The organism is Limnohabitans sp. 2KL-1, assembly GCF_003063435.1.
Lineage (GTDB): Bacteria > Pseudomonadota > Gammaproteobacteria > Burkholderiales > Burkholderiaceae_C > Limnohabitans_A.
Map to the genome: position 1 here is coordinate 721791 of NZ_NESL01000002.1, position 25559 is coordinate 747349.

Here is a 25559-nt window from a genome sequence, read left to right on the forward strand (position 1 = left end):
GGCTCAGGTTTTGGGCAATGTCACACCCACTTGGCCTTGGTACTTGCCACCCCGGTCCTTGTAACTGGTTTCGCAGACATCGTCTTTGTCGCTCTCGAAAAACAACACCTGGGCGCAACCCTCTCCGGCATAAATCTTGGCAGGCAACGGCGTGGTGTTGCTGAACTCCAGTGTCACATAACCTTCCCACTCCGGCTCAAAAGGCGTCACATTGACGATGATGCCGCAACGGGCGTAGGTACTTTTGCCCAGGCAAATGGTCAGCACATTGCGCGGAATCCGAAAATACTCCATCGTGCGGGCCAGCGCAAAACTGTTGGGCGGGATGATGCAGACATCGCTCTCGATGTCGACAAAACTGCGTTCATCGAAATTCTTGGGGTCCACCACCGTGCTGTAGATGTTGGTAAAGACCTTGAATTCAGGGGCGCAACGGATGTCATAACCGTAGCTGCTGGTGCCGTAGCTGACGATCTTCTGGCCTGCCGCGTCCTTGCGGATCTGGCCCGGCTCGAACGGCTCGATCATGCCGTGCTCTTCGGCCATGCGCCGAATCCACTTGTCGCTTTTGATGCTCATCGTTGAACCTTTGAATATTTTTCGCATTTTAAGGTCCAAGGCAATGCCCTTGACACCTGCCCTTTTCACCTGCCCTCAACACATGCACTGGCACAAGCACTTGCAGCCATGGCACTGCACTTCCTGACCTGCTGATGCATATGGGCATTTGACCCACACGAGCGCCCTCCCAAATCCCCGGCGCGTGATGGCTTGTCCTGTCACACGGCGGACTGGGCTGACGCCGCAAGCCAAAAATATCGTATACGATATCCGAAATACCTTGCCACAACATGCTGCCCTGGATCACTGCCGACACCTCTGACCGCATCAAAAACATGCGGGACACGTCCTTGGCCAAACTGGTTCGGGAAGACCTGCTCGAGCACATCCTCAAAGGTGAGTTGGAGCCCGGGGATCGCATCAGTGAACCCGAAGTGGCCAGCCGCCTGCAAGTGTCACGGGTTCCGGTGCGCGAGGCCTTGCGCGAGCTTGAAAGCTCTGGGCTGGTGGTCTCACGCAAACACGCCGGGGTGTTTGTGCGCGCGATCGAGGCGCAAGAGGTGCGTGATCTTTACGAAATCCGCAGCCTGCTTGACAGCTTTGCCGGGGCCAAGGCGGCCGCCTTGCCGAACGCCGCCAGACACGCATTGAGCACCACCCTGAATGCCTCTATCGCGGCCATGTTGCACGCGCAAAGCCAGGAAAACCTGCCTGCTTATTACTCGGAAAACCTGCATTTTCATTGGTTGATTGTGGTGGCCGCGCACAACGAGCAACTCAGCCGCACCTACCAGGAGGTGGTGCAAAAACTGCACCTGGCCCGGCTGCAAAGCCTGTCCCATGTGACCGGCATGTCCACCTCGATTGCAGAGCACCAGAACATCTGCCAAGCCATTGCACAGGGCGATTGCGCGCAGGCGCAGTCCTTGTTGGCAGCGCATGTGACCCAAGCCTACGCACGCTTGCACAACAGCCTCCAATCGGCTGACCAAGCTTCCACCCCCTCAGAGGAGACACCATGAAAAGACGCACCCTGATTCAAGCAACCCCTTGGCTCGTGGCCCTGCCCGAACTGGCCCTGGCACAGGCCAACTTTCCCAATCGACCGCTCAAATACATCGTTCCCGTAGCCGCCGGCGGCGGCTCGGACATGATCGGCCGCCAACTGTGCGACCGTCTGGGCAAGGTGCTCGGTCAGAGCATGGTGGTGGAAAACCACGGCGGCGGCGGCGGCGTGATCGCCTCCCAAATGACTGCCAAGGCCTCGCCCGATGGTTACACCCTGATGCAAGGCTATGTGGCCACACACGGCACATCGCCCGCCACCCGAAAACTGAGCTACGACCCCATCAAGGACTTCACACCGATCGGCATGATCGGCAGCACCCCCAACGTGCTGGTGGTCAACGCCAGCTTGGCCGCCAAGGACGTCAAGGAATTCATCCAGTACGTGAAGAAGAACCCCGGACGCGTGTCGTATGGCTCGGCCGGCGCAGGGTCGTTAACGCACCTGACCGCTGAACTGTTCAAGGCTCAAACCGGCGCATTCATGGTGCACATCCCGTACCGCGGCATTGCACCGGCCACCAACGACGTGATCGCTGGCCAGACGCAAGCCATGTTCCCCGGCCTGGCCGCTGCATTGCCACACATCCGCAGTGGCCGCGTGCGCGCCCTGGCCGTCACGGGCGCGCAACGTCACCCCGCCCTCAAGGATGTGCCCACCATGGAAGAAGCCGGACTCAAAGGCTTTGATGCGCAGCAGTGGTACGGCGTGGTTGGCCCCGCTGGCATGCCTGCCCAGATCGTCAAACAGCTCAACGACGCCATGGCGCAAGTGCTGGCTCAACCAGACTTCCGCGAAAAGCTGAGCGCCGAAGCGGTCGAACTCACCCCCATGACACCGGCCCAATTTCTGGACTACATGAAGAAAGACCTGGCCCGCTGGACGGACCTGGCCCGCGAACGCAAGATCAATCTTGACGCCTGATTTTTAAACCCTGACTGGACTGCACATGACCATCAACACCGCAGTGGCCGCTGACCACAACGCCCCCCCCATCACGGCCCAACTGGCCCGGTTTGTGGCCGAACATCCCGCACAAGGCTGGAGCGATGCCGTGGAGCACGAAGCCCACCGCACCTTTCTGAACTGGCTGGGCTGCGCCATCGGTGCAGCACGCCACGAGGCGGTGGAATCCGCCCTGGCCGCGGTGCACATGCTGGCACCCGCACCGCAGGCCACACTGGCCGGGCGCACCGAACGTGTGGACATGGCCAGTGCGGCCCTGATCAACGGCATCTCGTCGCACACTTTTGACTTTGACGACACCCACCTCAAAACCATCATCCATCCAGCGGGCCCCGTGGCCTCTGCGGTGATGGCTTTGGCCGAAACCCAGAACAGTTCTGGCCGCCAGGTCATGGACGCGCTGGTGCTGGGCATTGACGTGGCATGCCGCATGGGCAACCTGGTCTATCCCGAGCACTACGACCGGGGCTGGCACATCACAGGCTCGACCGGCACGCTGGGAGCAGCCGCCGCTTGTGCGCGTTTGCTGGGCCTCGACGCACAGCAAACCACCATGGCCTTGGGCATCGCCGCCTCGCAGCCCGTGGGCTTGCGCGAACAGTTTGGCACCATGACCAAACCCTTTCACCCCGGTGGTGCTGCACGCGCGGGCCTGATGTCGGCCTTGATGGCCCGCCACGGCTTCACCGCCAGCCCCCGCTCTTTGGAAGCGCCACGCGGCTGGGCCCAAGTGGTGTCCACCAAATACGACTGGCGCGAGGCGCAAGACGAATTGGGCCAACGCTTTGAAATCAGCTTCAATGCCTACAAACCCTTTGCTTGCGGCATCGTGATCCACCCCAGCATCGACGCCTGCGCCCAACTGCGCGCACAGGGCGTCAAACCCGAAGAAGTGCAAAGCATTGAGCTGCGCGTGCACCCCTTGGTGCTGGAGCTCACCGGCAAGAAGACACCGCAAGACGGCTTGCAAGGCAAGTTCAGCGTGTACCACGGCTGTGCCGTGGGCCTGATCTTTGGACGTGCAGGCGAAGAAGAGTTTTCAGACCACATCGTGCGCCGCGAAGATGTGGTGCGCCTGCGCGACAAGGTGCAAGCCGTGGTGGACACTTCGGTGCGTGAAGAAAGCGTGTACGTGACAGCTCATTTGGTCGATGGCCGCAGCGTGAAAGTGCATGTGGAACATGCCATTGGCTCGCTGCAAAAACCCATGACCGATGCCGATCTGGAAAGCAAGTTCCACGACTTGTCTGACCCGATTCTGGGTACGGCTCGTGTGAGCGATATTTTGGAAACCTGCTGGAGTCTGGGCAAAGCGCCTAACCTGCAAGGCCTGCTCGCGCTGCTCAAGCCCTGAAACCATCAGTCAACTTGAAAAAAGCCGGGACCTGTTGGCCCCGGCTTTTTTGTTTCAAATTTCGGAAGCGGGCGCATACCCCGTTTGGAACAAGAACTTCAGCGCGTGACGCGCCCCAACACACCCTGAACCAGGTAATTCATGTTCAGAATTTGGGCATCACTCAAGCTCTGCCCGGCGGGCAAGACCAATTTGCCCTCGTTGTCGGTGATCGGGCCTGCAAAAGGCTTGAGTTTGCCCGCACCCACCGCCTTTTGCTTGGCCTGAACCTCGTCCTGCACTTTGGCGGGTACCTTGGGGCCGAAGTCACCCACACGGATCATGCCCTCCTTGACACCGCCCCACACGCTGCCTGAAGTCCAGCGGCCACTCATGGCGGCCTTGACACGGGCCGTGTAATAGTCGCCCCACTGGTGGGTCACGGCGATGATCTGCGCGTCAGGGCCGATCTTGCGCATGTCGGAGTGGTAGGCCACCGCCATCTTGCCGCGCTCTTGCGCCGCCGCCATCACCGCAGTCGATCCGGTGTGAAAAGCAATCACGTCCACATCCTGGTTGAACAAGGCCATGGCCGCCTCGCGCTCTTTCGGTGGGTCAAACCAGGCGTTGAGCCAGACCACCTTCACGGTGGCTTTGGGGTTGACCGAGCGCATGCCCAAAGTGAACGCGTTGATGCCCTGCAGCACTTCGGGAATCGGGAAACCCGCCACATAACCGGCCACATTCGACTGCGTCATGCGCCCGGCCGCGATGCCGGCCAGATAACGCCCTTCGTAATAGCGGGCATTCGATGCCGCCACATTGGGCGCGGTCTTGAAACCGGTCACCGACTCGAACTTCACATTCGGAAACTCTTTGGCCACTTTGAGCGTGGGCTCCATGTAGCCAAAGCTGGGGGTGAAGATGATCTGGTGGCCCTGTTGGGCCAGGTCGCGGATCACGCGTTCGGCATCTGCACCTTCGGCCACATCGGCCACAAAAGTGGTCTTGACCTGATCACCCAAAGCCCGCTCAACGGCCTTGCGGCCCTCGTCGTGCTGTTTGGTCCAGCCCGCCTCGGTGATGGGCGAAACATAGACGAAACCGGCCTTGATGGACTCGGTGAGTTTGCTTGGAGTTTGAGCCTGAACGGCAGGAAGAAAAAAGCAGGCGGCCACGAGCGTGGCAGCGAGGTTTTTATACATGGTAGTCCTCTACATGGCCCCGGGATTGAACAAAACGAAGCCCGCCGGGGCGGCGGGCTTCGGTATGGGATTTTACATGGCGGGCAAGTCCTGCCCTTCACACATTCAAATCTTCGACGCGCCACACGGCAACGGGGGAGACGCCCTCTGACATTTGCAGCAAAGCATCCAAAACGCTCGCCAAAGCATCACCCGTGAGGCTCTGCACCAACACGACCAACGCATCTTGCTGGTCATCTTGAGGATGCAGCACATGTGCCCACTGCTCAATATTTGCGCCTAAGGACGGCAGCCAGTCTTGCAGACAAGTCAACAACTCAGGCCGCCCATGCAACGCAAAACGAAGGTAATGACGTGAAGCCACCTGGCCTATGGGCAACAGGGGCCATGACCGAATCGCACTCGTGTGCACCGAGCGGTGTGGCACCCGTGCAGACAAGCCAACAGACCCCAGCCGGGCCAGATCCATCAAATCGGCCACCACCGCAGAAGCCGTGGTTTGCGACCCCGCCCCAGCACCGTAATGAAATGTCGGCCCGGCAGCATCCGCATTCACCCAAATGCCGTTCATCGAGCCCTGCACTTGCGCCAGCAAATGCTTCTCGGGCACCAAGGCCGGATGCACCCGCACCTCAATCGCTTCTGGCCGCTGCCTGGCCATGCCCAACAACTTGATGCGGTACCCCAGCGCTTGGGCACAGACCATGTCCCAAGGGTCCAAGGTGGTGATGCCTTGGGCGTGCACCTGCCCAAACGGCACATCGGCGCCAAAGGCGATGGCCGCCAACAAAGCTATTTTGTGAGCGGCATCGATACCCTCCACGTCCAAAGTCGGGTCGGCTTCGGCAAACCCCTGCTCAGTCGCCATGCGCAAAGCCACCTCAAAGCTCAAACCGGCCTCTTGCATTTGGGTCAAGATGAAATTCGTCGTGCCATTCACGATGCCCACCACCTCATGGATGCGATTGGCCGCCAAGCCCTCACGCAGGGCCTTGATGATGGGGATGCTTACCGCCACAGCCCCCTCGTAAGCCACGATCACACCGTTGGCATCTGCGGCTGCAAAAATTTCGGTCCCATGTTCGGCCAAAAGCGCTTTATTGGCTGTGACCACATGTTTGCCGCGGGCAATGGCCTCCAACACCAGTGCTTTGGCCAGCGTCACACCGCCCATGACCTCCACGACGACATCAATGTCCGGGTGCTGCACCAAGGCAAACGGGTCGCTGACCAAGGTCACATCAGGTCCGACCACCTGAGCCGCTTTGTGCAGGTTGCGGGCGGCCGCCATGACCACACGAATCGGTCGCCCCACACGTTGGGCAATCAGGTCGGCATTGCGCGCCAATACTTGGCAAGTGCCAGAGCCCACCACGCCCGTGCCGATCAGGCCCACACGCAAAGCGCGAGCGCCCGACTCACCGGATGCATCCGATGCCGCTGAAAACAAAGAACCGTGAATCATGCAAATCTCCAAACAGTAGAAACCAGCTGCCGGGGCTGGTTTGTTTGGAAATCCACCAGTGGGCAGCCAGGAAGGCCACCCGCGCGTACTCAGGTGGCCGCGTTGGTTGTGGTGGTAATCGTGTTGAACCGCTTGTGCGAACGACAAACTGAGGTGATGCGCTGCGCAGACTCAGCGCAGGCCACCGCCACAATATTATTTTCAACAAAAGTATTCAACATGTTCGGAGTTTATCCTAGACGCTGGTCGAGCCAGCGTCGACCTGCTGGCGTCAGTCTGTATTTTTGAAGACGACTTTGGGGCTTATCGGGCACCGTCATCTCCAGAACGCCCAATGCCAAAGCCGTTTGCTGATAGTGAATGCGGAAGTGTTTTTCGTCTTTCAAACCCAAAGCGCTCATCAATTCAACGCGGCTCATCTCACCATTGATCAGCTTCAACATGAGCTCCACTTCGGGGGTGACTTCGGGGGTGACTTCGGGGGTGACTTGTTCGCTCTGCCCCTGCCCCGCCCTGAGCACCTTCAAATAGGCGGGGTCAAACGGGAACTCCATCCACATGTCGAACGGTTGGTAACGCAGCACTGGCTTGGGCGTGCCCGCCGCAGCGCATGCCGCAAAGATGCGCTCCACCCCACGGCCCCAAGCCTCGATTTCGCCCGCCCTGAAAAAGGCATTCGCAATGGCCGGGTTGTACGGGCTGGACGAATGCGCGCCCAGCAGCGTGTCCAGGGTCCAGCCTTCGGGCAAGACCGCAGGGTTCCAGATGCGCAAGCGGTTTTCGTACACACGAATCTGCACGGGCGCGGTCACCGCATAGTCGCGGTGCACCAGCGCATTCAGCAGTGCCTCGCGCAGTGCGGCACGCGGCACCGGAAAGGTCTCCACCCGCACAATGCCGTCGTAAGAAATGACCGCCTTCAGGTACTTGGTCAGCAACAGGTCCAGCGTGTTCTTGACTTGGTGGAACAAATCGCCCTCCACCTCGTCGTGGTACAGCAACTCGGTCTCTGACGCGAAATAACCCACCTTCACAAACGCACCCGTGACAAAACGCTGGGGGTCTGCGGCAAACAACAAGGCTGTGGCGCGTTGGTAATACGCCCCCTCTTTCAGGCGCAACTTGTCCAGCAAGTTGGCATCGCTCTCGGCCAGTGTCTCTGCATCGAGCCGCCCGCTGCGCTGGGCCAGCTGGCGAAACCGCGCCATGGCCGTTGCCGACACATTGGCCAAGCTGAACTGGGGCAGCGGCACGCCGTCCCAAGTGCGGCCATGGCGCCCCAACAGAAAGCGGTCCAGCGCCGCGCCCTTGAGTTCTTGCAGCGTGCTGCCGCTGCGCATGTGGTAGTGACCCCGGTAGCTGATCGGGTTGGGATAGGCTTGCACCACCACCTCGATGTAGTGCAACTCGCCTTCGGTGTGCAGGTTCACGTCCACCACAATGCCCAACAGATCGCGCACCTTGTTGGGCAGGTCCTCCAGGAGCTTGGCCGCATCGGGCAAGCCCACCACTTGGCCCTGGTCATTCACCCCCAGCAGCAAACGCCCGCCTTGCGCATTGGCAAAGCCGCAAACCCAGCGCAGGTAGTCATCGCGCCAGGTTTCTTTCCATTCGGTGTGCTGGGATTCTTGCTTGAGCATCGCGCCATTTTGACAGGCAAACCCCTTAATCCTGCTCGGCAAACCCCTGAAAACACACTTTCAATTCATGCATCCATCGGTGCTTGTCCGCCTCGGGCGCAAAGCTTGCTTCGATGCTGTTGGCGGCCAGTCTGTAGGCTTGCTGGGCATTCAGGTGCAAGGCGGCAAAGGTCTGCAGGTAGTTGTCGTTCAGATAACCACCAAAGTAGGCGGGATCGTCCGAGTTGATCGTCACGCAAAGGCCCGCGTCCAGCATTTGGCCCAGGTTGTGGTCGGTCAGGCTCTTGAACACACACAGCTTGAGGTTGGACAGCGGGCAGACCGTGAGCGGCATCTGGCTGTCGGCCAGGCGCGTCATCAGGGTGGCATCGTGAATGGCCTGCACGCCGTGGTCGATGCGCTCCACTTTCAGGACATCCAGGGCGCTCCAGATGTAAGCCGGTGGCCCCTCTTCGCCCGCATGGGCCACGACATGCAAGCCCAGTTCACGGGCACGCGCAAACACGCGGGCAAACTTCTCGGGTGGGTGGCCCACTTCGCTCGAATCCAAGCCCACGCCAATGAAATGCTCACGCCAGGGCATGGCTTCTTCGAGTGTGGCCAGGGCGTCGTCTTCGGACAAGTGGCGCAAGAAGCACAAAATCAAATCGGCGCTGATGTTCAGCTTCGTCTGCGCATCGTGGCAAGCACGTCGCAGGCCTTCGATGACCGCACCCATGGCCACACCGCGTGCGGTGTGGGTTTGCGGGTCAAAAAACAACTCGGCACGCACCACATGGTCGGCCGCTGCTTTTTCAAAATAGGCCCAAGCCATGTCGTAAAAGTCTTGCTCGTGCAGCAACACGCTGGCCCCGGCGTAATACAGGTCCAGAAAACTTTGCAAATTGGTAAAGGCATAAGCGCTGCGAAGCGCCTCGACATCGGCATAAGGCAATGGCACGCCGTTGCGCTGGGCCAGCGCAAAGATCAGCTCAGGCTGCAAAGAGCCTTCGATGTGGATGTGCAACTCGGCTTTGGGCATGCGCTGCAGCAAGGTGGGCAGGCGGTGCGGTGGGACGGCGTGGACTTTGAACATGGTCACTCCTGAAAAAATTGGGCTCGGATGATGGCTTCATCCAGTTGCGCGAAGCTGCTGTTGTGCCACGCGGTCAAAGGTCCGTGGCCTGGCATCACTTGGCCAGCCAGACCATAACCGATGGCTTTGAACTTCCACTGGCCCTTGATCCATTTGAAGTTGCCCACATGCAGGCCCGCGGGGTCATGCAAAGCGCTGCTGCCTTCGTTCAAGGGTTTCAAAAGACTGGGGAACATGTTTCGCTTTCAAGGCATTCGGTATACAGCTACACCAGCTTCTCAACACTGCGTGAAAAGCTGACGGTTTTGTGGCTGAACGCCTCGTGTTGTTCCTCGACTTTGTCCAGCTCATAAAGGTAATTGACCATGATGCCACCCGACTGCTGCAGCCCCTTTTTAGACAGGTCGGCCGCCCAGTTGATCTGGTGCAGCGTGGCCCCGTTGCTCAGGTGGAATTTGCCCACGGCGTCGCCACGGGCTTCAGGTGTTTTGTGCATCAGGTACAAGGCGCACAAGCGCAGAAGGGCGTTTTTTTCAATGCCATCGCTGCGCTCGGGATGCCAGCCAGATTTGAGACGCTCAGCCCAGCTCAAGCTGCCCACCGCCACACATTTTTGCGCGTCTTGCCACTTGCGCGTCAGCGCGGGGCTGAGCCGCTCTTCGGGCAAGGGGGCTCCCGCATCCAGCCACTGGGTAAAGCCCGGGATCGGGGACAGGGTGCAAAAGGTTTTCAGGGAGGGCATTTCCTCAAGCAGTTTTTGCGCCACCCGCTTGATCAAAAAATTGCCCAGCGACACCCCTTTCAGGCCCGGCTGACAATTGCTGATGGAATAAAAAATGGCGGCCTTGAAACTCTTGGCATCACCCACCGGGGCCTGCTTGTCGATCAGGCCCGCGATGTTCTTGGCAATGCCGGGCACCAAGGCCACCTCCACAAATATCAGCGGCTCTCCGGGCAGTTGAGGATGAAAAAACGCAAAACAACGGCGATCCGGCTGCAAGCGGCGGCGCAAATCGTCCCAGCCATCGATGGCATGCACCGACTCATGTTCAATGATTTTTTCAAGCAACTGCGCGGGTGAGTTCCAGGTGATCTGGTGCAGCTCCAGAAAGCCGGGGTTGAACCAAGAGCTGAGCAAATGGTGCATGTCTGCGTCGGTGGCCCGAAAAGCCGGGTGGTCTTTCAGGTACGACAGCAGGGTCTGGCGCATTCCCAAAATGGTGGCTGTGCCCGCAGGTGCCCGGTTCACACGCCGGAGCAACTCCTGCCGCGGCGGCTCCACCGTCTGGCACAGCTCGATCAAGCTGGCCTCGTTGCGCTCGGCGTTGTAACGGTTGGCCGCTGCCATCACCAACACCGGGTCAGGGTTCAACTCACTCGAGAGGTAATGGAAAAAATCGGTCTGGCTGCGCTTGTCCAAGTGGTCATAGTTGTCAATCAATTTGACGGCCATGCTTTGGGCGTTGGCCTCACCTCGCGCACTAAGCAACTTTCGGACAGTCAACTTGGCCGCATCAAGTTTCTTGTTTTGAATGAAACGTTCCAGCATGATGACCTCTTGAGTCTTTTGAACAGCGGTGAATGTGGGCGTGTCCACTGTCTCCGCATTCAACACAAGCTTACACGCATGAGGTGCCCATGTGGCGCATGCCCATATCTGAAAAGCCCGCCCAAACCCGTGCAGGATCTGACGCCCATGCCGAGCAGCCCGGTCAGGTTTTCAAGATGTGCGTGCAAAGCTGAACCGTGCACTCTCGCCAACTCGCTGGGCCTTCAGCTCAATTGCCTCACCAAGGTTTGCAATTGCGGCGCAATGCGCTCGCGCAGCCAAGCCTCATCGAGCTCGCGCCCCTGAAACGAACAGTTGATGGCCGCCAACTCACCGCGGTTGATGCGCCCCAAAGGCACAGCCACGGCCTGAACATCGGAAAACACCTCGCCCACCGAAACACAACATCCCACCCGTGGGTACTGCTGCAAATTTTCCATGAGTTTAGCCCCGTACTTCTGCCAGTCCAAAGGGCTCTTGACCTGGATTTGGTTGAGCAAGGCCTCTCGCTCAGGCGGGCGGCAAGACATCAGGTAAGCACGGCCAATGGCGGTCCCCGCAATGGAATGGCTCGTGCCCACTTCCAGCGGATAAATGCGCTTGTTGAAAGAGCGCACGGCCTCAATGTAGACGATGGTCAAACGGTCACGGATGCCAATCGAGATGGAGCCCCCCGTGGCTTCCGCCAGTTCCAGCATGAGTGGACGCGCTTGCCGACGCAAAGTGAACTGCGCCAACAAGGGATACCCCAAAGACAACACGGCCGAACCCAGCTGGTACTTGCCGTAATGCTCGGTTTGCGCCAGATATCCCATGCACATGAGGGTATAGGTCAGTCGAGACACCGTGGCGGCAGGCAAGCCGAGTTTTTGCGCCAGATCCTTGTTGCCCAGAACCGGTTGTTCAGGGGTAAAGCAACGCAGCAACTCCATGCCACGGGCCAAGGTGGTGGCAAATTGCCGGTCCCCGGCGTACTCCTGCAAGCTGGCTGGTACGCGGTGCGATGCGGATGAACTATTTGACATATCGGAATAATATTCAATATATCGAAATTTAACAAGGATCAAGAACCGGCCTTGACTAGACTGGAAATCACAAAAAAGCCCAACACTCGCAACAGGGCCAACGGAGACAAAGCATGCAACTGAACGACTTGCCCGTGCACGATATTCCAGCACTCAGTGGCAATAACGGCCCCATCCATCAAGAGGACGTGTTCACCGACCTGCAGGTGATTGGCCAAGTGCCTGAAGACCTGAATGGCCTGTATGTGCGCAATGGTCCCAACGCCTTTTATCCGCCCCAATGGCGCTACCACGCCTATGACGGTGATGGCATGCTGCATGCGGTGCGCTTCAAGCAGGGCCAGGTCACTTACCAAAACCGCTGGGTCCAGACGTCCGCCCTCAAGGAAGAACAAGCCGCAGGCCATGCGCTGTGGCAAGGCCTCAAAGAGCCCTGGCGGACGGATCACCCCGACGAGCCTCTGAAAAACACGGCCAACACCGATGTGAAATACCACGCCGGTCGGCTGATCAGCATGTGGTACCGCTCGGGCATGCCCTATGCGGTGGACCCCGACACGCTGGAAACGCTGGGCCAGGCCGATTTCGACGGCCGCATCAGCCGGATATCGGCACATTCCCGACCAGACGAACACACGGGCGAGTTGCTGTTCTTTGACTACAGCCTGAAAGCGCCCTACATGCAATACGGGGTGGTGGGACCGGACCGCCAGCTGAAACACAAGATCGATGTGGAACTGCCCGGCCCCCGCCTGCCGCACGACATGGCGATCACCGAGCACTACACCATCTTGCATGATTTTCCGCTCTGGCCCGACACACAGGCCCTGGCGGCGGGGCGCTACAAAGTGCGCTTTCACGCGGACCAGCCCTCCCGTTTTGGGGTGCTGCCACGCTACGGCCAAGCCCACGAGATCCGCTGGTTCACCGCCAAACCCACGTACATGCTGCATGTCGTCAACGCCTGGGAAGAAGGCGAGGAAGTGGTCATGGTCGGCACCCCTTACCGTCTGCACCAGGACGAGCAAGGTCAACCCGATGCGCGCCGACTGGAAAAAACCATCCACCTGCGACAGCGCGACTTCATGCTGTACGAATGGCGCTTCAACCTGCGCACGGGCCAGACCCACGAGCGCGTGATAGACGATGTGCTCAACACAGAATTCCCGGTCATCAACAGCCTGTACCAAGGGCGCAAAAACCGCCATTCGTACCACGTCATCTTTCCTCAGGGCGGCAAGGAAGAGCCCCGCTTTCCGGGTCTGGTGAAATACGACCTGAGCACCGGGGGTTACATCGCCTACAGCGCCGGGCCCCAGTTTTTCTACAACGAACCGGGGTTTGCACCACGCGATAACGCACAGTCCGAAGACGATGGCTACCTGGTCACCCTGGCATGGAACCCGACAGACCTGCGATCTGAAATTCAGGTGTTCGACGCACGAGGCGCCAGGATGTGCGAAGGACCTGTGGCCCGGATCATCCTGCCCAGGCGGGTGCCCCATGGCTTTCATGCCACGTTTGTGAGCCAGCAAACCCTTGACCGGTGGAAATGACCATGATTGTGGTGCCGCAAGAAACAATCAACGACTACACCGGCCAGGGCTGGTGGGGAGAAACCACGCTGGGCGAGCTGTTCATCCGGAACGCCAGAAATCAACCCGATGCCCTGGCCGTGCTGGACCCCCCCAACCGCATGGCCATCACGGGCGATGCCCCTTTGCGCTGGCGCTGGTGCGATCTGCTGGCGCAAGTGGGCCGCTACACCGCCTTGCTGCATGCGCAAGGCCTGCGCAAAGACGACATCGTCGTCATGCAATTGCCCAACTGTGTCGAGATGCACGCCATCTACCTGGCCTGCGCGCTCAGCGGCATCGTGGTGTCTCCCGTGCCGGTTCAATACCGGGCACACGAGCTGATCCATGTGTTTGAAACCACTCGGGCCAAACTGGGCATCACCACCGCCCGCGTCGGCGCATACGCCTGCGCAGAGGCTTGGCAAGCGCATGCCCACCTGTTTGCAGGGCTTGAACAAATCTGGTCGTTAGGCGACTCCCTGCCGCAAGGCGTGATGGCCCTGACGCCCGCACTGGCAGCCACACCGGCCTGGGATGACGCCCACCTGTTGGCGCACATGGCGCAGGTGGGCGTCACCGCCCACGACGTGGTCACCGTCTGCTGGACATCGGGCACCGAAGCCCGGGCCAAAGGCGTGCCGCGCAACCACAACGAATGGCTGATTGCAGGCCAGTCGGTCAGTGATGCAGGGCAATTGCAAGCAGGCGCACAACTGCTCATCCCGTTTCCCTTTGTCAACATGGCCGGTGTGTCGGTCAGTCTGGCGTCCTGGCTGATCGTTGGCGGCACGCTGCACCACCATCACCCGTTTGACCTGGAAGTGTTTGTGGCGCAGCTGCGCGAACACGCGATCGACTACAGCGTGGCTGCGCCTGCCGTGCTCAATTTGTTGCTCAAGCAACCCGAAAAAATGCAGGGCGTGAACTTGTCACGCCTCAAAAGCGTCGGTTCGGGGGGCGGCCCCTTGTCGGAGTGGATGGTCGAAGAAATGAAGCGCCAGTTCGACATCGAAGTCATCAATTATTTTGGCTCCAACGAAGGCGCTGCGCTGAGCTCGTCACCATTGGACATGCCCGTTCGAAGCCAGCGGGCCTTGTATTTCCCACGCATGGGCGTGCCAGGTTTCGACTGGAAGATGAACGTCTCGCGCAAAATTCAAACACGCTTGGTGGACATCGACAACGGGCAAGACATAGACACCGGCGGGCAGATTGGTGAATTGCGCTTCAAAGGTCCGACGATTTTCAGCGGCTACTTCAAAGCCCCGGAACTCACGGCCCGGGCCTTTGATGAACAAGGCTTTTACCGCACAGGCGATCTGTTTGAAATTGCCGGAGATCGCAACCAGTATTACCGCTATGCAGGTCGGCACAAAGACATCGTGATTCGCGGCGGCATGAACATCTCATCCGAAGAGATCGAGGGCCTGATCATGAGCCACCCCCAAGTGCGCGATGCGGCGGTCATTGGTGCGCCAGATGCCACCATGGGCGAGCGCGTGTGCGCCGTGGTCGTGCTGCAGCCCGGCCAAAAACTGAGCTTGCAAGACTTGGTGGACCATTTCAAACGCGTCAAGGAAGTGGCGGCCTTCAAATGGCCCGAGTTGCTGATGCTGGTCGACGAATTGCCACGCAACCCGGTGGGCAAAGTGCTCAAACGCGAATTGCGTGCACATTTTTTCCCGCCACCAGTCCCCTCGCATCCCTTGTCTTCTGAAAGTGTGAACGCATGAAACCCCACCTCTTGCTGGTTCCCGGCATGCTCAACGACCAGCGCATCTGGTCCGATGTGATCGCAGGTCTGGGCGAGACCGCCTATGTGCAGGTGGCCAACGTCCTGACCCAAAGCAGCATGGCCGACATGGCCCGTGATGCCTGGTCCCTGCTGGCCAGCGTTCCCAACGATGCACCTTTGGTGCTGGCCGGCTTTTCCATGGGCGGCTATGTGGTGATGGAGATGCTCAGCCAATCAAGGCGGCCACTGCACGGTGTGGCTTTTTTATCCACTTCCCCGTATCCCGAATCGCCAGAAGGCATGGACACCCGACAAAAGACCCTGCGCGCCATGCACAAGGACTTTGCCAAAGTGGTCGAAGGCATACTCCCATGGAGCACGCACCAAGTCAGCCAAGCGGTGCAAGACGACTTGCGCCAGATGATGCTGGACCTGGGCGGCGAGGTGGCCACGCGGCAAACACAGGCCATCATGGGCCGGACCGACCACCGCGCTGTGCTGACGCAACTGACTTGTCCCGTGCACCTGCTGTGTGGCCAACAAGACCGCGTCACCCCCCCGGCACTGATCCAGGCTTTGGCAGCGCTGATCCCGCACGCCCCGTGTGAGCTGGTTGAAGATTGTGGACACTTGCTGCCCCGCGAAAAACCCGAGGTGGTGATCCGCCATCTGCGCCAGTTGCTGGTTTGATTTTCAAAACAAAGAAGGAGACTGTCATGAACAAACGTCAATACTTATGGGCCACAGCCGCGGCCTGCCTGATGGCCATCGCGCCTAAGGCCATGGCCCAGAATTTTCCGGACCGCCCCATCAAAGTGGTGGTGCCTTTTGCAGCAGGCAACACGCTCGATAACGCGCTGCGCCAGGTGGCCGAAGAGTTCAAAAAGAACACCGGTCAGCCGATTGTGGTCGACAACAAACCCGGCGGCTCGGGGATCATCGCGGCACAAAACGTGATGCAAGCGCCACCCGATGGCTACACGCTGCTCTTGTCCAACACCAGCATGCTGACCATCAACCCTTACACCTTCGCCAAACTGCCTTACGACGCCGAAAAAAGCTTCAAACCGGTCACCGGCTTTCTGGGGGCCTCGCTGGTGCTGGCGGTCAATGCCAGCACCGTACCGGCCAACAACGTGAAGGAATTTGTCGCCTGGGCCAAAACCCAAAGCAACGGCGTGTCTTATGCCTCGTTCACGGCGGGCAACTCATCGCACTTTGCCGGGGTCATCATGAACCAACGCACCGGGCTGAACATGGTCCATGTGCCCTTCAATGGCACACCACCTGCCGTCCAAAATCTGGTGGGTGGTCAGGTGCATGCGGCCTTTTTGCCGCTGATGGCGGTCAAGCCCCATGTCGAATCGGGCAAGGTCAAAGTGCTGGCCGTGACCAGTCCTCAGCGCTCGCCGCTGATGCCCCAGGTCGGCACCTTCACCGAGCAAGGCTTGCCAGACCTGGAGATTTACATCTGGTCCGGCCTGTCAGCCCCTGCAGGCACACCCGATGCCGTGATTGGCAAACTGCAGGCCGAATTTGCCAAAGTGCTCAAGTCCCAGATCATCATCGACAAATGGCGCGCCATTGACTTCGAGCCCCTGCCCTTCACCGCAGCCGAATTCCAAACCTTCACCCGCAACGACGCCAAGCGTTGGCAAGAAGCCGTGAAAATTTCAGGCTTCAAGGCCAGCGAATAAAGCCTGCACTGCCATCAGACCACGCCCATGACCGCCGAACTCGTCTCTGAAATCCGTCCCACCCTGGTGCCCAACGGACACCCGTTGATGACGGGTCCCTTCACGCCCAATTACCAGGAGTTCAACGCCAGTGACATGCAAGTCATTGGCGAGATCCCCAAGCGCCTGAACGGTGTTTATTTGCGCAACACGCAAAACCCGGTGCACCAACCGCTGGGCACGTACCACCTGTTCGATGGCGATGGCATGCTGCACATGATGCGCTTTGAAAATGGTCGCTGTGAATACCGCAACCGCTTCATCCGCACCCAAGCCTTCATGGCAGAACAAGCCGCCGGGCAAGCCTTGTATGCCGGGCTGATCGACAAGCCCTCGCTGGCCTTGCGCCCGGGCTGGGGGGCTCGCGGCGGCCTGCGCGACAGCTCGGCCACCGACGTGATCGTGCATGCGGGCATGGCCCTGACCACCTTCTACCAATGCGGTGAGCCCTACCGGCTCGATGCCCGCACACTCGATTTCAAAGGGGTCGACGATTGGGGCACAAAAATCATGGCCGATGGCGGCATCTCTGCCCACCCCAAAGTCTGCCCGCGCACCGGCGATTTGCTGTTTTTCAACTACAGCAAGCAAGCGCCGTTCATGCACTACGGCGAGGTGGACTGCCACAACCAGCTGGTGCACTACATCCCCGTGCCCCTGCCCGGCCCCCGCTTGCCGCACGACATGGTGTTCACCGAGCACTTCGCCATCCTGAACGACTTTCCGTTGCATTGGGACGAAGCCCTGCTGCCCGAAGGCAAGCACAAGCTGCGCTACTTTGACCAACAGCCCTCACGCTTTGCCGTGGTCCCCAGACGCGGGACACCGCAGACGGGCATCCGCTGGTTTGAATGCAGCCCCACCTATGTGCTGCACTGGCTCAATGCCTGGGAAGAAGGTGACGAGATCGTGTTGCACGGCTACCACCAGAAAACGCCCATGCCCAAAGCCGGCTACGACAACTCCGGCAACACCCTGGGGCCTGAGCGTTATGGCCCCACGCTGTATGAATGGCGTCTGAACCTGCGCACCGGGCAAAGCTCAGAAAAGCGACTGGACGAAAGGCATCTGGAGTTCGGCATGATCAATGCGTCCTATTGGGGCAAGCCTTACCGCTATTCCTACAACATGATCGCGCACCCCGGCTCCTTCCTGTTTGACGGCATCCTGCGCTACGACCACACCACGGGACAGTCTCAAACCCATCTGTTCGGCGAAGGCCGTTATGGCAGTGAATCGCCCATGGCACCCTGCCACGATGCCCAAAGCGAAGACGATGGCTATGTGGTGAGTTTTGTGACCGACATGCAAGCCGACCGTTCGGAATGTGTCGTGCTCGATGCTCAGCACATCGATGCGGGTCCTGTGGCACGCATCATCTTGCCGCACCGCATCAGCAGCGGCACACACGCTTGCTGGGCCGATGCTCGCGAGCTGACCCCGGCGTGACCCGAAAAAACGAGCTTGGGCTTTGGCCCTGACGTCAAAAAGGCTGTCCACGGGACAGCCTTTTTGTCAAATGTGACCCGAAGGTCACAGCCAGCGCATCACTTACCGCCAGGGATCTTGCCTTCCACGCCCTTGACGTAGAAGTTGATGCCACCCAGGAACTTGTCGTCAGCGACAGCGTCTTTGGCCAGCACTTCTTTGCCGTCTTGACCCAGGATCGGGCCTTTCCAGATTTCAAAAGTGCCGTCTTTCAGACCGGCTTTGACTTCTTCCACTTTCTTCTTGGCATCTTCTGGCACGTCAGCGGCCATCGACACGAAGTCGATCGCGCCTTCTTTCACGCCCCACCAGCTTTGGCCCGTGGCCCACTTGCCTTCGAGGGCGTCACGCGTGGCCTTGATGTAGTAAGGGCCCCAGTTGATCACGGCCGAACCCAGGTGGGCCTTGGGGCCGTAGGCGGTCATGTCGGAGTCCCAACCGAAGGCGCGCTTGCCCATTTTCTCGGCGGTCTGCAACACGGCAGGCGAGTCGGTGTTTTGCATCAGCACATCAGCGCCGCCGTTGATCAGGGCGGTGGCGGCTTCGGTTTCTTTTGGTGGGTTGAACCAGTCGTTGACCCAGACCACTTTGGTCTTGATCTTGGGGTTGACCGACTGCGCGCCCAAGGTGAAGCTGTTGATGTTGCGGATCACTTCAGGAATTGGAATCGAACCCACCACACCCACGGTGTTGGTCTTGGTCATCTTGCCGGCGATCACGCCCGCCATGTAAGCACCCTGGTAAGTGCGGCTGTCGTAGGTGCGCATGTTGTCGGCGGTTTTGTAGCCGGTGGCGTGCTCGAACTTGACGTCTTTCAGGTCAGCTGCGGCTTTGAGCATGGGCTCCATGTAGCCGAAGGTGGTGCCAAAAATCAGTTTGTTGCCTTGACCGGCCATGTCGCGGATCACGCGCTCGGCATCGGCGCTTTCTGGCACTTTTTCAACGAAGCTGGTGACGATCTTGTCGCCAAACTCGGCTTCGAGGGCTTTGCGGCCGTTGTCGTGCGCAAAGGTCCAGCCGCCGTCGCCCACAGGGCCGACATAAGCAAACGCGATCTTCAGGGGCTCGGCCTTGGCCGCAGCGGGCGCTTCAGCCTTGGGGGCTTCTTCTTTTTTGCCACAGCCAACCAGTGCGGCGGCAGCCACAGCGGTCAGGGCCACCATCTTGACGACGGTGCGCTTGGAGATGTCTGTCATGTCAGTTCCTTTTGTTATTGAACAGGGTTACAAGGGGGTTGAAAAAACTCATTATGAACCGGGATGGAAAGGTTTTCCGAGCGATGCGGGCATGTTGATCCTGATCCAGGCCGGGTTGCGCGAGATCAGGGCCAGCACCACGATGGTCGACACATAAGGCAGCGCCGTGAGCAGTTGGCTGGACACATCCACACCCGCACCTTGCAGGTGAAACTGCAGCATGGTCACACCGCCAAACAGGTAAGCCCCCAGCAACACCCGCGCCGGACGCCAGGTGGCAAAGGTGGTCAAGGCCAGCGCGATCCAGCCTTTGCCAGCCACCATGCCCTCGACCCACAGCGGGGTGTAAACCACCGAGATATAAGCCCCCGACAGGCCGCACAGCGCACCGCCCACCACCACCGCCAGCAGGCGAATGCGGCGCACCGGATAACCCAGCGCATGTGCCGACTCGGGCGATTCACCCACCGAGCGCAGCACCAAACCGGGGCGACTTCTGTACAAAAACCAGATCAGGCCCAACACCAGTGCGATCGTGATGTAGACCAGCGGGTGCTGTCTGAAAAACGCCGGCCCCACCAAAGGGATGTCAGCCAAAAACGGAATGGCGTGTGAGGCCCGCTCAGGCAGCTTTTCTTGCACATAGCCAATGCCCGCAAAGGCCGAAAAACCCACACCAAACAAACTCAGCGCCAAGCCGGTCGCGTATTGGTTGGTGCCCAGCCAGATGACCAACACGCCAAAGATGGCGGCAAGGATGGCCCCCGCGCCCATGCCGGCGGCAAAACCGATCCAGTCGTTGCCGGTGTGCACCACGGCGGCAAAACCGGCAATCGCCGCACACAGCATCATGCCCTCGGCCCCGAGGTTGAGCACCCCGGCTTTTTCATTGATCAGCAAGCCCAAAGCGGCCAGTGCCAACACGGTGCCCGCGTTCAGCGTGGCGGCCACCAACAGTGCATACGATTCCATCAGGCTTTCCCTCCTTGGCTTGCCACCCAACGCAAGCGGTAGGCCACCAGCGTGTCACATGCCAGCAAGCAAAACAGCAGCAAGCCCTGAAACACGCCGGTGATCGACTTGGGCAGGCCCAGGCGCGATTGCGCCAACTCGCCACCGATATAAAACATGCTCATCAGCACCGCCGACAAGACCATGCCTGCCGGGTGCAAGCGCCCGACAAAGGCCACGATGATCGCGGCAAAACCGTAGCCCGCAGGCACATACGGTGTGAGCTGGCCAATCGGCCCCGCCACCTCCAAAGCGCCGGCCAAACCTGCCGCACCGCCCGAGGTGAGCAAAGCCACCCACAGCGCCTTGCGCGAAGAAAAGCCCGCATAACGCGCTGCATCGGGGGCCAGCCCACCCACCTGCTGGGCAAAGCCCGCCCGGGTGCGGAACAAAAACACCCACAGTGCACCGGCACAGGCCAATGCGATCAACAGGCCCACGCTCACCCGCGAGCCCGTCATCAGGCGCGGGATCTGCGTGACCGCCTCAAAGGTCTTGGTCTGCGGAAAGTTGTAGCCTGCCGGGTCTTTCCAGGGGCCATAGACCAGATAGCTCAGCACCATGTCGGCCACATAGACCAGCATCAGGCTGACCAAAATTTCACTGGCGTTGAAGCGGTCGCGCAGCAAAGCCGTCAGGCCCGCCCACAGCATGCCGCCCAACACACCGGCAGCGATGATGGCCAGCACCACCCAACGGCCCGTATCTTTGTCAGCCAACATGGCCACGCCCCCGGCGCACACCGCACCGATGACGAACTGGCCCTCGGCCCCGATGTTCCACACGTTGGAGCGGAAGCAGACCGCCAGCCCCAGCGCGATCAACAAGAGCGGCGTGGCCTTGACCATCAGCTCGCCCAGGGCGTAGCCCGACTTGATCGGCTCCCAAAAAAACATTTGCAAGGCGCGCACCGGGTCTTTGCCCAAGGCGATGAACAAGATCACGCCCAACACCACGGTGAGCACCAGCGCCAGCACCGGCGAGGCATAAGTCCACAGACGCGAGGCCTGGGGGCGGGCTTCAAGCTTGAGCATGTTGCGCTCCTTGTGCCATCTCGGATTTGGCCGTGGGCCACAGCCCGCTCATCCATTCACCAATCCGCTCCACCGTGGCCTCGGCCCGGGGCAGCGAGGGCGACAGACGGCCCTTGGCGATCACATGCAATCGGTCAGAAATCTCAAACAATTCTTCCAGCTCCTCACTCACCACCAGCACCGCGCAACCCGCGTCGCGCAGCGCCAAAATCTCGGCGCGAATCTGCGCCGCTGCGCCCACATCCACACCCCAAGTGGGTTGCGAGACGATGAGCAACTTGGGGGCAGCGCTGATTTCGCGCCCCACAATGAACTTTTGCAAATTGCCGCCCGACAACGAGCGCGCTGCCGCATCCGGCCCCGAGGCCTTGACCTTGAAGCGCTCAATGATGCTGCGCGCCTGCTCGGCCAGCGCCCCCATGCGAATCCAGCCACCCGCGCCCAACGCTTCGTTGCGGGTCAACAGCAGGTTGTGCGCCAGGCTCATCGACGGGACCGCGCCCCGGCCCAGCCGCTCTTCGGGCACAAAGTGCAAACCCAGACTGCGCCGCGCACGCGGTGCCCAGTGGCCCACGCCCTGCCCCGCCAGCGTGATGGCGTCGGCGGGAGAACGCGTGTCTTCGCCCGACAAGGCCCACATCAGCTCGCGCTGGCCGTTGCCAGAGACCCCGGCCAAACCCACCACTTCGCCGCTGCGCACTTGCAGGGCTATGCCTTGCAGGTCCACACCAAACGGGTCTTGCTTGTTCAGTTGCAAGCCCTTGACCGACAGCACCACCTCACCCGGCGTGCGGGGGGTGGGGGCCAGCGCAGGCGGCTCGGCCCCGATCATCAGGCGGCTCAGGCTGGCATTGGTCTCCTCACGCGGATCGCACACACCCGTGAGCTTGCCGCCGCGCAGCACCGTGCAGGCACTGCACAGCGCTCGTATCTCGTGCAGCTTGTGCGAGATGTACAAAATGCTGACGCCCTGGCTGACCAGCTTGTGCAGCACGACAAAGAGTTTTTCGACGGCTTGGGGCGTCAGCACCGAGGTGGGCTCGTCCAGGATCAGCAATTGCGGCTCGGACAGCAGCGCCCGGATGATCTCGACGCGCTGCATCTCGCCCACGCTCAGGGTGTGCACCGGGCGCTCGGGCTCCAGGTCCAGGCCGTATTCGCTGGCCTTGGCCACGATGCGCTCGGTCACTTCGGCCAGGGTCAGCGTCTTGTCCAGGCCCAGCCATACGTTTTCGGCCACCGTCAGCGTGTCAAACAGGCTGAAGTGCTGAAACACCATGCTGATGCCCAGCTTGCGTGCTTCTTGCGGGTTGCGAATATTGACCGGCTGGCCGTTGAACACCACCTGGCCTTCGTCAGGTTTGACCGAGCCATAGATGATTTTCATCAGGGTGGACTTGCCCGCGCCGTTTTCGCCCAGCACGGCATGGGCCTGGCCGGGCATCACGGTCAATGACACGTCCTGGTTGGCCACCACGCCCGGGTAGCGCTTGGTGATGCCTTGCAAAGACAAAAGGGGTGTGGTCATGTCTGTGGATGTTCTTGTTGGTTTTGTGTTCAGAAAGATTCAGGAAGACGCGGGCAGGGACAACTGCAAAGCACTGATTTTCACCTGTTCTCGCAGCCACCGGGCCGACTCGGCGTTGTGGCTGCGTTCGTGCCAAAGCTGGTAATAGACCATCTTGGGAAAAGGCACCGGGCACGGCAGCAAGGCCAAGCCCGAAGGCACGTCGCCCTCCAAAAATCGCTGGCAGTAGTGTCGCCCCGTGGTCAGCACAAGCAAACTCGATGCCACCATGCGCGGCATCAGGCCAAAGTGGGCGCAGCGTGCGGCAATGTGGCGCGACAGATTCAGACGGTCCAGATGTTCGTCGATAACGCCGCGCCAACCCGGATAGGCCGGCATGGGCGCAATGTGCTCACAGGCCAACCAGTCTTCTTGCGTCCAGCCCCGGCGCACCGCTGGGTGTTTGCTGCTGACCAAGCACATGATGTCGTCTTCAAACAACTGGGCGCGGTGCAGCTCCTCGCTGGGCTGAGCCCAGTTGCCGATCACCACATCGATCAGGCCTTGGCCCAGATCGTGCGCGTATTGCGCCTGCGCCGACAAGGCATGCACCTCGACCCGGCAGCCCGGCGCCAATGACTTGATGCGGGCCATGACCGAGGGCAAAAACAGCGGGTCCAGCGTGTCGCTGGCGGCAATGCGAAATGTCTCTTGCGCGTGGGCCGGATCAAACGCCCGAGCGGGCGAAAACAAATTTTCGGCCGATTGCAAGATTTGCGTGACAGGCCCCAGCATGCGCAAGCCCACATCGGTGGGCACCATGCCGGTGCCCGAACGCACCAAAATCGGGTCGCCCGTCAGCTCGCGCAGGCGCTTGAGCGCCACGGACACGGCAGGCTGCTGCTGGCCCAGGCGCATGGCGGTTTTGGAGACACTGCGTTCGATGAGCAAGGTGTGAAGGGTCCGAATGAGTTGAAGGTCGATCTTGTCGAAAAGATGCGGCTGCTTCATATCAAAATCCAGATAGACCTTATGGCTTGGCACACGCCAATTTCAGGGTTAACCCCGGAACTTTTGAATGCCATACGTGCTAATGAATCGATCACACCCAAGCCTTTGTCTCTGTGTTTTTCTCAGTGAAGGTCTGCCCCGTGGTTGACCCGGGACTTTGATGGAATGCAGGCGAATGTAACACCAGCCATGGTGATGAATCCCAAGGCAAAAATGGGCGCATCTTCCAGCCCTTGAATGGCCAGGAATTGCTGTCCTTTCCTTGAAAATCAAAGTCTCAAAAAACCATTGCCTCAAATGTTGACAAGACCGGCGCATCGTTCGACAAACTTCCTCCTTTTATGATGTGACACATGACAGAAGACATCGACATCATCCACTCCCCACTGACACAGACCTACAGCGCTGAAGGCCACAGCCTGCGCGTTCTGATTTACCGCCTCCCAGATACCCAGTGGAGCCTTGAAGTGGTGGATGAACAGGGCACCTCCACCGTGTGGGATGACCTGTTTGAAACGGACAAGCAAGCGCTGGAAGAAGCCTTCATGACCATCGAGACCGAAGGCATTGGCAACTTCATCACCAAGGCCCACCACAAGGCCAAAGCCGTAGAACCGGCGTTGCTGAAAGCCCTGACACAGGGAAAAATTCAACCCACAGCCCAAGAAGTGCAAGACATGATGGCGCCACTGTCCGACGAAGAGCTTGAAGAACTCGATCGGTTCTTGCTTTATGGCGTGGACAACGACGAAGCCATGACGCTGGACAGAATGGACGGGTATTTGCATGCCCTGGCCATCGGGCCGCAAACCATCATGCCCAGTCAATGGCTGCCCAAAGTCTGGGGCGAAGACAGCGCCATGATGCCGCCCATGGACAACATGGACCAACTCAACCACATCATGGGTCTGGTCATGCGTCACTACAACAGCATCATTTCTGGTTTTGAGCAAAAGCCACCGTTTGTGGCACCGTGCTGGGGCACATACGAATATGACATCGGCGAGTTTGAGAATGCGGAAGGCTGGGCCTACGGCTTTACCGAAGGTGTGGCACTGAACCGTGCTGCTTGGAAGCCCTTGTTCGACAGTCCGCTAGGCCAGCAGTGGTACAGGCCCATTGGCTTGCTGGGTGAAGAAAGCTTCTCTGCCGATCAGGACGAACTGACCAAAACCCCCGAGCAGCGCGAACAACTGGCCCAGCAAATTGAAAGCAGCTTGGTCAACATCCACGCCTTTTGGCTGCCACTGCGCGAAGCGATCCACGAGCGAGATACGTCCCAACGCTTGCGTACCAAGGTCGGCCGCAACGAGCCCTGCCCTTGCGGCAGTGGTAAGAAGTTCAAGAAATGCTGTGGATCAGCCGCAGAGTTGCACTGA

At 59.8% G+C, this 25559-nt stretch carries 23 protein-coding genes; 9 read left to right on the plus strand and 14 right to left on the minus strand.

The window, feature by feature from the left end:
- Positions 1 to 3 precede the first annotated feature (3 nt).
- Entirely contained in the window at positions 4 to 579 is a 576-nt protein-coding gene (dcd, locus tag B9Z47_RS07845; RefSeq protein WP_108330645.1) for a dCTP deaminase, read from the minus strand.
- Between the two features lie 272 nt (positions 580 to 851).
- On the opposite strand from dcd, the gene B9Z47_RS07850 reads away from it, so the two are divergent.
- From B9Z47_RS07850 to B9Z47_RS07860, 3 genes are read left to right on the plus strand one after another with little or no spacing between them, the layout of a single operon-like run.
- A complete protein-coding gene (locus B9Z47_RS07850) occupies positions 852 to 1583 on the plus strand; it encodes a GntR family transcriptional regulator (RefSeq protein WP_108330646.1) in 732 nt (243 codons plus the stop codon).
- Positions 1580 to 2551 carry a tripartite tricarboxylate transporter substrate binding protein gene (locus B9Z47_RS07855; RefSeq protein ID WP_108330647.1) on the plus strand — a complete coding sequence of 324 codons (972 nt, stop codon included), beginning with the start codon at positions 1580 to 1582 and terminating at the stop codon, positions 2549 to 2551. Before B9Z47_RS07850 ends, B9Z47_RS07855 begins: the two co-directional genes overlap by 4 nt.
- Before the next feature lie 25 nt (positions 2552 to 2576).
- On the plus strand, positions 2577 to 3947 hold the full coding sequence (locus B9Z47_RS07860; RefSeq protein ID WP_108330648.1) for an MmgE/PrpD family protein: 1371 nt from the start codon (positions 2577 to 2579) through the stop codon (positions 3945 to 3947).
- A 98-nt stretch (positions 3948 to 4045) separates the two neighbouring features.
- Here B9Z47_RS07860 and B9Z47_RS07865 read toward each other — a convergent pair whose 3' ends face one another.
- The 8 genes from B9Z47_RS07865 to B9Z47_RS07895 form a co-directional block, all read right to left on the minus strand.
- Positions 4046 to 5131 (minus strand): BMP family ABC transporter substrate-binding protein, encoded by a 1086-nt coding sequence (locus B9Z47_RS07865; protein WP_108330649.1) that lies wholly within the window; start codon positions 5129 to 5131, stop codon positions 4046 to 4048.
- A gap of 97 nt (positions 5132 to 5228) precedes the next feature.
- A complete protein-coding gene (locus B9Z47_RS07870) occupies positions 5229 to 6596 on the minus strand; it encodes a homoserine dehydrogenase (RefSeq protein WP_108330650.1) in 1368 nt (455 codons plus the stop codon).
- 89 nt (positions 6597 to 6685) lie between these two features.
- Complete coding sequence (locus tag B9Z47_RS19100) at positions 6686 to 6817, minus strand: hypothetical protein (RefSeq protein ID WP_255418442.1); 132 nt, start codon at positions 6815 to 6817, stop codon at positions 6686 to 6688.
- 9 nt (positions 6818 to 6826) lie between these two features.
- Positions 6827 to 8236, minus strand: a complete 1410-nt coding sequence (locus tag B9Z47_RS07875) for a Fic family protein (RefSeq protein ID WP_108330651.1) — start codon at positions 8234 to 8236, stop codon at positions 6827 to 6829.
- A 25-nt stretch (positions 8237 to 8261) separates the two neighbouring features.
- Entirely contained in the window at positions 8262 to 9311 is a 1050-nt protein-coding gene (locus B9Z47_RS07880) for an adenosine deaminase (RefSeq protein ID WP_108330652.1), read from the minus strand.
- A gap of 2 nt (positions 9312 to 9313) precedes the next feature.
- Positions 9314 to 9547, minus strand: a complete 234-nt coding sequence (locus B9Z47_RS07885) for a hypothetical protein (RefSeq protein ID WP_108330653.1) — start codon at positions 9545 to 9547, stop codon at positions 9314 to 9316.
- A 29-nt stretch (positions 9548 to 9576) separates the two neighbouring features.
- Complete coding sequence (locus B9Z47_RS07890) at positions 9577 to 10860, minus strand: malonyl-CoA decarboxylase (RefSeq protein WP_108330780.1); 1284 nt, start codon at positions 10858 to 10860, stop codon at positions 9577 to 9579.
- 224 nt (positions 10861 to 11084) lie between these two features.
- Entirely contained in the window at positions 11085 to 11885 is an 801-nt protein-coding gene (locus tag B9Z47_RS07895) for an IclR family transcriptional regulator (protein ID WP_108330654.1), read from the minus strand.
- Positions 11886 to 11998: 113 nt separating this feature from the next.
- Here B9Z47_RS07895 and B9Z47_RS07900 point away from each other — a divergent pair, with 113 nt between their 5' ends.
- The 5 genes from B9Z47_RS07900 to B9Z47_RS07920 are packed head-to-tail and all read left to right on the plus strand — an operon-like array spanning position 11999 to position 18382.
- Entirely contained in the window at positions 11999 to 13441 is a 1443-nt protein-coding gene (locus B9Z47_RS07900) for a carotenoid oxygenase family protein (RefSeq protein ID WP_108330655.1), read from the plus strand.
- Complete coding sequence (locus B9Z47_RS07905; protein ID WP_233253709.1) at positions 13438 to 15195, plus strand: class I adenylate-forming enzyme family protein; 1758 nt, start codon at positions 13438 to 13440, stop codon at positions 15193 to 15195. The genes B9Z47_RS07900 and B9Z47_RS07905 overlap by 4 nt, the downstream gene beginning before the upstream one ends.
- Positions 15192 to 15887 carry an alpha/beta fold hydrolase gene (locus B9Z47_RS07910; protein WP_108330656.1) on the plus strand — a complete coding sequence of 232 codons (696 nt, stop codon included), beginning with the start codon at positions 15192 to 15194 and terminating at the stop codon, positions 15885 to 15887. Before B9Z47_RS07905 ends, B9Z47_RS07910 begins: the two co-directional genes overlap by 4 nt.
- A gap of 26 nt (positions 15888 to 15913) precedes the next feature.
- Positions 15914 to 16894: a tripartite tricarboxylate transporter substrate binding protein gene (locus B9Z47_RS07915; RefSeq protein WP_108330657.1), complete on the plus strand. Its 981-nt coding sequence runs from the start codon at positions 15914 to 15916 to the stop codon at positions 16892 to 16894.
- Between the two features lie 27 nt (positions 16895 to 16921).
- Positions 16922 to 18382, plus strand: coding sequence for a carotenoid oxygenase family protein (locus tag B9Z47_RS07920; RefSeq protein WP_108330658.1), 1461 nt, complete (start codon positions 16922 to 16924; stop codon positions 18380 to 18382).
- Positions 18383 to 18480: 98 nt separating this feature from the next.
- Here B9Z47_RS07920 and B9Z47_RS07925 read toward each other — a convergent pair whose 3' ends face one another.
- The 5 genes from B9Z47_RS07925 to B9Z47_RS07945 are packed head-to-tail and all read right to left on the minus strand — an operon-like array spanning position 18481 to position 24180.
- A complete protein-coding gene (locus B9Z47_RS07925) occupies positions 18481 to 19617 on the minus strand; it encodes a BMP family ABC transporter substrate-binding protein (protein ID WP_108330659.1) in 1137 nt (378 codons plus the stop codon).
- A 51-nt stretch (positions 19618 to 19668) separates the two neighbouring features.
- Positions 19669 to 20589 (minus strand): ABC transporter permease, encoded by a 921-nt coding sequence (locus B9Z47_RS07930; RefSeq protein WP_108330660.1) that lies wholly within the window; start codon positions 20587 to 20589, stop codon positions 19669 to 19671.
- Positions 20589 to 21662 carry an ABC transporter permease gene (locus B9Z47_RS07935; protein WP_108330661.1) on the minus strand — a complete coding sequence of 358 codons (1074 nt, stop codon included), beginning with the start codon at positions 21660 to 21662 and terminating at the stop codon, positions 20589 to 20591. Before B9Z47_RS07935 ends, B9Z47_RS07930 begins: the two co-directional genes overlap by 1 nt.
- Positions 21649 to 23190: an ABC transporter ATP-binding protein gene (locus B9Z47_RS07940; RefSeq protein WP_108330662.1), complete on the minus strand. Its 1542-nt coding sequence runs from the start codon at positions 23188 to 23190 to the stop codon at positions 21649 to 21651. Before B9Z47_RS07940 ends, B9Z47_RS07935 begins: the two co-directional genes overlap by 14 nt.
- A 39-nt stretch (positions 23191 to 23229) precedes the next feature.
- A complete protein-coding gene (locus tag B9Z47_RS07945; RefSeq protein WP_108330663.1) occupies positions 23230 to 24180 on the minus strand; it encodes a LysR family transcriptional regulator in 951 nt (316 codons plus the stop codon).
- Positions 24181 to 24533: 353 nt separating this feature from the next.
- Here B9Z47_RS07945 and B9Z47_RS07950 point away from each other — a divergent pair, with 353 nt between their 5' ends.
- Positions 24534 to 25559 carry a UPF0149 family protein gene (locus B9Z47_RS07950; RefSeq protein WP_146185772.1) on the plus strand — a complete coding sequence of 342 codons (1026 nt, stop codon included), beginning with the start codon at positions 24534 to 24536 and terminating at the stop codon, positions 25557 to 25559.

Bases quoted from the DNA above. Each gene is read 5' to 3' on its own strand.
- B9Z47_RS07890 (WP_108330780.1), bottom strand. From the start codon at position 10,860: ATGCTGGAACGTTTCATTCAAAACAAGAAACTTGATGCGGCCAAGTTG.
- B9Z47_RS19100 (WP_255418442.1), bottom strand. From the start codon at position 6,817: ATGTTGAATACTTTTGTTGAAAATAATATTGTGGCGGTGGCCTGCGCT.
- B9Z47_RS07935 (WP_108330661.1), bottom strand. From the start codon at position 21,662: ATGCTCAAGCTTGAAGCCCGCCCCCAGGCCTCGCGTCTGTGGACTTAT.
- B9Z47_RS07910 (WP_108330656.1), top strand. From the start codon at position 15,192: ATGAAACCCCACCTCTTGCTGGTTCCCGGCATGCTCAACGACCAGCGC.
- B9Z47_RS07900 (WP_108330655.1), top strand. From the start codon at position 11,999: ATGCAACTGAACGACTTGCCCGTGCACGATATTCCAGCACTCAGTGGC.
- B9Z47_RS07855 (WP_108330647.1), top strand. From the start codon at position 1,580: ATGAAAAGACGCACCCTGATTCAAGCAACCCCTTGGCTCGTGGCCCTG.
- B9Z47_RS07870 (WP_108330650.1), bottom strand. From the start codon at position 6,596: ATGATTCACGGTTCTTTGTTTTCAGCGGCATCGGATGCATCCGGTGAG.
- B9Z47_RS07925 (WP_108330659.1), bottom strand. From the start codon at position 19,617: ATGACAGACATCTCCAAGCGCACCGTCGTCAAGATGGTGGCCCTGACC.
- B9Z47_RS07950 (WP_146185772.1), top strand. From the start codon at position 24,534: ATGACAGAAGACATCGACATCATCCACTCCCCACTGACACAGACCTAC.
- B9Z47_RS07895 (WP_108330654.1), bottom strand. From the start codon at position 11,885: ATGTCAAATAGTTCATCCGCATCGCACCGCGTACCAGCCAGCTTGCAG.
- B9Z47_RS07860 (WP_108330648.1), top strand. From the start codon at position 2,577: ATGACCATCAACACCGCAGTGGCCGCTGACCACAACGCCCCCCCCATC.
- B9Z47_RS07940 (WP_108330662.1), bottom strand. From the start codon at position 23,190: ATGACCACACCCCTTTTGTCTTTGCAAGGCATCACCAAGCGCTACCCG.
- dcd (WP_108330645.1), bottom strand. From the start codon at position 579: ATGAGCATCAAAAGCGACAAGTGGATTCGGCGCATGGCCGAAGAGCAC.
- B9Z47_RS07905 (WP_233253709.1), top strand. From the start codon at position 13,438: ATGACCATGATTGTGGTGCCGCAAGAAACAATCAACGACTACACCGGC.
- B9Z47_RS07945 (WP_108330663.1), bottom strand. From the start codon at position 24,180: ATGAAGCAGCCGCATCTTTTCGACAAGATCGACCTTCAACTCATTCGG.
- B9Z47_RS07850 (WP_108330646.1), top strand. From the start codon at position 852: ATGCTGCCCTGGATCACTGCCGACACCTCTGACCGCATCAAAAACATG.
- B9Z47_RS07865 (WP_108330649.1), bottom strand. From the start codon at position 5,131: ATGTATAAAAACCTCGCTGCCACGCTCGTGGCCGCCTGCTTTTTTCTT.
- B9Z47_RS07885 (WP_108330653.1), bottom strand. From the start codon at position 9,547: ATGTTCCCCAGTCTTTTGAAACCCTTGAACGAAGGCAGCAGCGCTTTG.
- B9Z47_RS07915 (WP_108330657.1), top strand. From the start codon at position 15,914: ATGAACAAACGTCAATACTTATGGGCCACAGCCGCGGCCTGCCTGATG.
- B9Z47_RS07880 (WP_108330652.1), bottom strand. From the start codon at position 9,311: ATGTTCAAAGTCCACGCCGTCCCACCGCACCGCCTGCCCACCTTGCTG.
- B9Z47_RS07875 (WP_108330651.1), bottom strand. From the start codon at position 8,236: ATGCTCAAGCAAGAATCCCAGCACACCGAATGGAAAGAAACCTGGCGC.
- B9Z47_RS07920 (WP_108330658.1), top strand. From the start codon at position 16,922: ATGACCGCCGAACTCGTCTCTGAAATCCGTCCCACCCTGGTGCCCAAC.
- B9Z47_RS07930 (WP_108330660.1), bottom strand. From the start codon at position 20,589: ATGGAATCGTATGCACTGTTGGTGGCCGCCACGCTGAACGCGGGCACC.